The organism is Cognatazoarcus halotolerans, from assembly GCF_009800965.1.
GTDB classification, from domain to species: Bacteria; Pseudomonadota; Gammaproteobacteria; order Burkholderiales; family Rhodocyclaceae; genus Cognatazoarcus; species Cognatazoarcus halotolerans.
Window position 1 is genome coordinate 46,076 of record NZ_WUAF01000026.1, and the last position, 6,286, is coordinate 52,361.

Annotated in this window: 6 protein-coding genes; all 6 read right to left on the reverse strand. The window is 62.5% G+C overall.

Annotated elements, in window-relative coordinates; translation table 11 throughout:
- Positions 1-44: 44 nt before the first annotated feature.
- The 6 genes from GQB03_RS21075 to GQB03_RS21100 all read right to left on the reverse strand — a co-directional run bounded on the left by GQB03_RS21075 (position 45) and on the right by GQB03_RS21100 (position 6,154).
- A complete protein-coding gene (locus GQB03_RS21075) occupies positions 45-350 on the reverse strand; it encodes a hypothetical protein (RefSeq protein WP_021205476.1) in 306 nt (101 codons plus the stop codon).
- A gap of 102 nt (positions 351-452) precedes the next feature.
- Positions 453-1,601, reverse strand: coding sequence for a DUF6094 domain-containing protein (locus GQB03_RS21080; protein WP_407644554.1), 1,149 nt, complete (start codon positions 1,599-1,601; stop codon positions 453-455).
- Positions 1,602-1,629: 28 nt separating this feature from the next.
- Positions 1,630-2,286: a hypothetical protein gene (locus GQB03_RS21085; RefSeq protein ID WP_159693501.1), complete on the reverse strand. Its 657-nt coding sequence runs from the start codon at positions 2,284-2,286 to the stop codon at positions 1,630-1,632.
- Between the two features lie 606 nt (positions 2,287-2,892).
- Positions 2,893-4,863: a DUF3732 domain-containing protein gene (locus tag GQB03_RS21090; RefSeq protein WP_159693503.1), complete on the reverse strand. Its 1,971-nt coding sequence runs from the start codon at positions 4,861-4,863 to the stop codon at positions 2,893-2,895.
- A complete protein-coding gene (locus tag GQB03_RS21095) occupies positions 4,860-5,348 on the reverse strand; it encodes a three component ABC system middle component (RefSeq protein WP_159693505.1) in 489 nt (162 codons plus the stop codon). Before GQB03_RS21095 ends, GQB03_RS21090 begins: the two co-directional genes overlap by 4 nt.
- Entirely contained in the window at positions 5,345-6,154 is an 810-nt protein-coding gene (locus tag GQB03_RS21100; protein WP_159693507.1) for an ABC-three component system protein, read from the reverse strand. Before GQB03_RS21100 ends, GQB03_RS21095 begins: the two co-directional genes overlap by 4 nt.
- Positions 6,155-6,286 lie beyond the last annotated feature (132 nt).

Below are 6,286 nucleotides of genomic sequence, written 5' to 3' on the forward strand. Positions count from 1 at the left end.
AGAAAGATGCGGCATAGAAACGTGTAGGTGCCGCTGGATGTGGATCAGTATTCGCTGGGCAACAGCAGCGTGGTGACGCTGCGATCCCATTCGGTGATGATCCAGAGCTTCAGGTCGCGCGTGACCTGGTAGGACGAGAACAGACGATCCTCGCCGGACTTCAGCGCGGCATCGTTCTGCCGTCGATCGCTGTCGTCCAGGTCGCCCCAGTCGCCATGAAGATGGCGGCGCAGGTACGCGCTGGGATTGAGCCGGCCCTGTCGGACCAGCTCGTCGACGCCGGCGGTCATGACCACTTGCCCGGGCGAAAAGCGTGCTTGTGATGCGAGGTTGAGGATTGCGAGTGCCATGGTGGTTTCTCCTTCTGGAAGAAGGGGCCACGGCACCCCATCGGGGGCAACGTGACCCCGGTGGGTGGATGAAAGCGACGGCGAACCGTCAGGGAACAGCGATCAGCGGATGGTCAGCACTTCGCCCCACGTGGGCGAGCCCAGCGTCAAGTCCCATGCACGAATGACCGGCACGAACTTGTCGGTGAGGATGCGCGTCTCGGCCACGGAACCGTCGTCGCGTTCGGTGTATTCCGTCTGGAGAGTTTTCTCCTTGTGGGTATCACCTTTGACGACGAGCACCCGCCCGGTTCTGGACCTCACCACGCCGGAGATCGCGCCCGCGGCCAGGGCCAGGGCGAGATGCCAGTGCGACAAGGCCCGCGCCGGTGGCCGCAGGGACTGCTGCGCGGCGCCCAGGTGCGCCTCGAGCGACGGCCAGAGCCCTTGCAGCCGGCCGACCTCATCGGCGAACTGCTCGGGTTCCATCGTCACGCGATAGAAGTGCTCCGGCTCTGTGGGGCTCGTGGGGACCGAGTACGGCAGGAACGGCCATTCCAGCGGCAGTTCCTCGGCTTCGACGTCGCCTTGCCCGATCTGCAGCAGCACGCCGCGCACGGCCTTCACTGAATCCGATGCCTGGTCGCGCTGGCGAACCCGACGACCGAAGACCACCACCTGCTTGAACTGCGTCTCCACCGCGCGGTAGATGCGCAGGTCGGCGAAGTGGCGCGTCAGCCATCCGACCAGCTCGGCATCGAGGATGTAGGACGGCACGATGAAGAGCAGCACGCCGCCGTACTGCAGCAGCGGCAGCGCACGCTGGTAGAACAGCTTCTCCAGCCTGGCGCGGCCCTGGCCCTGGTAGCCGATGTTGCCATTGGCGTCCTTCGATAGGTCGCCATACGGCGGGTTGAGCCACAGCAGGCCAAAGGTCTGGCGCGAGATCAGCGTGTCCATCAGGTCGCCGTGGATGCAGCGATCGACGAGTCTGCGTGCGTGGGCCGCGCGCTCGGCGTCGTACTCGACGGCGAACACCTGCACCTGCTCACGCCCGAGGGCGTGCGCGGCTTCGGCGATCGCCACGCCTTCGCCGGCGCAGGGATCGAGGATGCACATCGGGCCGTCGGCGGGCGCCAGTGCGGCGAGCGCTCTTTCGAGCGTGGGTTCATCGGTGGGGAAGTACCCGTTCTTCACGAAATTGCGGGCGAGCCGCGGGAACATGAGTGCCATGGAAGTCTCCTGGGCATGTCGATGGAGGAAGGCGGACATGCGTGTGGGCATGTCCGGTGCGGAGCCCTCAGGCCACCGCTTCGAGCGGCAGGTCGGAGGTGATCGGGTACCCGGAGGCGTCCGTGGTGAGCACGTTGCTGCGGATCAGGCCGCCCAGCGCCTGGGTCAGCGCCGGCACGTCGATGGCGAGCCGATGGCCTTCCAGTGGCCCGAGGGCGAACGGCAGGCGGGTCAGCATCGACCGCGCCTGCAACAGCTCCAGCACGATGTCGCGCCAGTGGTCGAGCAGCGGCAGCGGGCAGGCGTCCCGGACCAGCGACCACAGCCGGTCAAGCCGGTGTGCGGACTCGAGCGGCAGCAGCGCCAGTGCGCTGGCGTTGGCCTTGTCGGGTTTCACGGCGCGGCGGTCGAGCAGCCACACGTTGGTCAGCGACCCGAACAGCGTGCGGCGGTAGGCGCGGGTGATGCGCTTCTCCAGGTTCTCGACGTTGCCGACGAAAACCGGGATGGATTGGCCCTGCTCGGCGATGACGTGAAACTGATCCAGCCCCTGTTCATCCCGACCGAGGGTCAGACGGGCGAGGAACTCCTGAACGGCGGTGTCGCGCGCCCAGATCGAGAGAAAGATCAGGTTGCCGTTCTCGTCACCGATACAGCCATCGGCCATGAGGTCCGGGCATTCGTCGATGCGATACAGCGTCTTGGAAGGATGGGTGACAGGCATGGTATTGTCCTCAAAGAAATCGGAGGCAGCACGGCCCGCCGGGGCAGTCACTGCCCCAAGGGGTGGAAGAAAACGCCGCGAGCGGCTTGGCGAAGAGAACGACCTGTGCGTCGCAACGCACCGGAGCCTTGAAGGCCTGGGCTACCTGGGCATGTTGTCGGCAACGCCGACGGACATGGGGGCAGATTGCTTCAGGTGATCAATGGGCCGTAGCGAAAAACCGCTTTGTAGGACGCCCTTGTTTGCCTGCTTGCTTCCGGGATACTCTGAGGCGGGCGTCGGCCAGCAATGCCCTCGCTCCAACTCACTGGAGCGCGGCCCCCCGAGCAAGGTGAAGGCAGACTTCGGCCATGTGCCGTCCGTCAGGGCTGCATTTTGGCTGACCGGTTCAGGCTTGATTGAGACATTCCCAAGTCGCGCGCGAACGACTTCAATCTGCCAAGAACACCCACTCGACCGGCCACGCCTCGAGTGTTCGACAGCTCAGTACGGCAGAAATTTGCTGCGCTGCTCTCAATGAATGTCCAACCAACGCCAGTAAGTGTGGCCAGCTTGTCAGGAGGGAGCCTCCTGCCTTTTCCCGAGAGGGCCAACACCGAGGCGTTACTACCCCCCCCAGTTCGGCCAATCCGTTGGCACTAACGCCGGCGGATCCATCCACGGGTCTTCGACTAGCGCCTCTTGGAACCAGTCGTCAGCGAAGTTGGCGTGCTCCGTCACGATGAGCTGGAAGCCGGGTACGAGTACCTGGGTGTAGTTCAACAGGGTCTCGAAGAGCCGCTTGGCTGCAGCCAGGTCAACGTCAACGGTTCGCACTCGCTTGGCATCGCCCGCGACCGACTCATAGGCAGTCTGCGAGGGAAAGTACACCTGCGTCGGCTGGTCCAGCATGAGGAATCGAGGGATCGGGACGTTGTTCTCCCAGGCATAGTGGTGCAGCGCAAGCAAAGCGGAGATGTGATACGCCAGCCAGTTAGCGCCGCCACCGGTGCGAATCATCGGAACGGGGTTGCCGGGCCGTTGAACCACCACGGTGAGATTGCGCATATCCAGCCTGAACGGGAACTCTGAGAAGTAGGCTTTGAACTCGCGTACAAGCGCGGTCATCGTCGCCGAGATGTGAGTGATGACTGACTCCATCCGCGCGTCCGCGTCGTCGTCGGAGCCGGCCTGTTTAGTGAGTTGATCCAACTTCGCCTGCAGCCGTTCAACCTTGAGCTTGAGAGTGCTGATCGTGTTGCCGGGCGTGAGACTGTCCAGATAGAAGCTGACGCGTCCTTGGACCTTGACAGCCTGGGTGTTAGCGTCCTCCTGTGCGGCAGCCTTCTCTTCGGCCAGCACGGCAGCGTTGATGTCGACCTCGATCTCGCGAATCTCTTCCCTCAGACGACTAGCCTTGTCGGTGAGTTCGGCCAGGTGCTCGTCCAGCCGAGGGCGCGCCCCACCGACGTTCTCGAGATCTTTGTCCAAGCTGGACAGTTCCGCCAGCAAGGCTTGGGCAATTCCGTCCATGCGCGCGTCGGCTTCGCTGAGGAAGGGCCACTGCCAAGCGCCGCTGGGGGAGCGCGGCAGGGCGTTGATGGATTTCAGGCGCGACCGTTGCTCCTGCACCTCAGTCTGAAAATCTGACGCCCCCTTGACGTACCGCTGCACGGAAGCGATTTTGTCCTGAACCTGCCGACGTTCCGTGCGTAGGCTCGAACGACGAGTCTGCAACTTGGCCATCTCGCTGTCGGCCAGAAGGGGAATCTGGCCAGGTCGCCAGGTCAACACCTCCCGCAGCGAGGCCACCAGATCGCTCTCGGCGCCGTTTTCGCTCGGCGCATTGTTGCCGTTACTGAATGGGATGCCGACTGCCCGTGCTTCAGCCAGTAGCCCGAGGCCTCGGGTGTCCAGAGCGTCTTCCGTCTCCTGAGCCACGCGCAGCTCCCTCTGCGCAATCTTCAGCTCGCGTTGCGTTGCGCGCCGGTTGGCCTGCGTCTCCATGTCGCCCACATTGGAGATGCGAAACAGCACCGCGAAAGTGTCGCGAATGGCCTGGGGAAGATGCTCTTCTGCCTGCCGGTAGAACAGCAGCTCCTTGCTGGCGACCAGTCCCTGCTTTTGGAACAAGTAGAAGGTCGTGTGTTTGACGTTGACCGAGTAGCCCGTGCGGCTACTCCGCTCTGGCACCGGTGTCTTGGCCTCCGGGATGCCCAAAAGGGACGACAGAACCTCGTGGACGAGGTCGTCACCACCGTTGTGCTTCAGCGCCTTGAAGTCGGGTGTTCGAATCTCTCTGCCGCGCATGACCATTGCCAGCGAGCACTGGACCTGACCCGGTCTGGGGTTGGGCTTGGCGACGAACACCTGTTCGTGCGGAAACTGGAAAGTTACCGCGAACCAGGACACCTTCTCGCGGATGAATCCCTCCGCGATCTTGCAGTCGGCCTCGCCCATGCAGTATTCGACGATGTCCGATAGCGACGATTTGCCCGTCGAAGCCAGGCCCGTGATGATGTTCAGCCCATCGGGGTTCAGGGGAAGGTCGCGCCTACGGCCGTCGTGGCTGTAGATGTGGATCGATGCAATCTTCATGGTCGGATGGACAGGCTTGTGTAGATCGTCACGCGGTCATTGATCTGGGCGAAGTCACGCCCCAGAACCGTCGCTGCGTTGCGGCACATCTCAGCGTCGTCGGTGCTCAGCGCCTGAGGGGGAACTCTTCTTGGGATGAGGTGGATGTCCCCGTCGTCGTTAACCTCTATGCAGCCCTTGCTGGCGAGTAAGGCGAAGGCTTCAGTGGCGTACTGGACGAGCGACCTAGCCCGCTCAGCAAAGTCGACCAGCAGCTCGGGCTGGAGCGCAACGATCCGCAATACCGAGAGCTTCTTGCTGCCCAGAATCTGGTCGCGGGCTGCTTGATGCAGGCACAGCGGCAGTACGAGGAGCGTCAGCGAGTAAGGCATCGGCTTTCCGGCGACCCTCTCGTACTCGCGTATTGCGGCGGCAAGAATCAGCGCGCAGAAGGCCGGATTGAAGAGGTTTCGCTCTTCAAATGGGCGTGCGGACCAATCAATCACGCTGTCACCTTCAAGGTAGCCTTCAGGTTCTCGATGAACTTTGGATGCCAGTGAACACGCGGCTCAGGCTTCTCATCCGCCAGGATGTGCAAGCTCCCACGGCGGATGAAGTCCTCGGTGACCTGCTTCCGAATCTGAAGTCCCCTCGACTGGTTCTCTGCCCAGTCATACAGCCGCCTGCCGGCCTCCTGAAGTTGTTCTTCGTTGCCCGGCTCGCTCACCTTGATCCAGGCCTTGGCGCGCTTCCACTCCTCAACGAGGCGGCGTTCAAACTTCTTCATCTCTCCTCCGACCAGCACGTTCACCCTAGCCCAGTGCGCGCGCTGGGAGAACGCCCGGTAGAAATCGAGAATGGCCAACTCGAGACTGTCCGTCGGCATGCCGATGGCACGCAGCTGCTGGACGAACTGGCGAGGGTCCTCCAACGGGTCGATGCCCTCGGGCGGGTACTCATCCTCGAAGGTAATGGGCAAGCGTTCGTCGTAGTACTCGCTGTTGATACTGGCGAACTTCGCCCACACCTCTGCACCTGTGATGGGCTCCCGGTCGCCCTGAATGACTTCGATGGCCTGGCCCAGCCACCAGCCCTCCATGCGCTCCCGGACGTCCACGCGGAACTTTTGGACAACGGGCCTCATGAGAGGCTCGAAAGCTGAATCCAACTCCTTGATGCGCAAAGAGCTGTCAGCAATCACGATGCGTTCAAAAAAGTCGCGTTGCTCATCGCCCGACAACGAGGCGAGGGTAGCGTTCACCTGAGCACTCAGATCGGCCTTCGAACCCTTGAGCTCAGCGATCAGCTGCACAGCAAGTTGTCAATGCCGATCTAAAACTGACACGCTTTTGCCCATATTGCCGATTTAAAACTGATACACCCCCAAGTCATAGTCATGCGCTTTGCTCGCCCTGGAGAGAGGGCCGAAGGCCCGAACGTAGGG

Excerpts from the sequence above, each read along its gene's own strand:
- GQB03_RS21075 (WP_021205476.1), bottom strand. The coding sequence starts at position 350 with ATGGCACTCGCAATCCTCAACCTCGCATCACAAGCACGCTTTTCGCCC.
- GQB03_RS21080 (WP_407644554.1), bottom strand. The coding sequence starts at position 1,601 with ATGTCCGCCTTCCTCCATCGACATGCCCAGGAGACTTCCATGGCACTC.
- GQB03_RS21085 (WP_159693501.1), bottom strand. The coding sequence starts at position 2,286 with ATGCCTGTCACCCATCCTTCCAAGACGCTGTATCGCATCGACGAATGC.
- GQB03_RS21090 (WP_159693503.1), bottom strand. The coding sequence starts at position 4,863 with ATGAAGATTGCATCGATCCACATCTACAGCCACGACGGCCGTAGGCGC.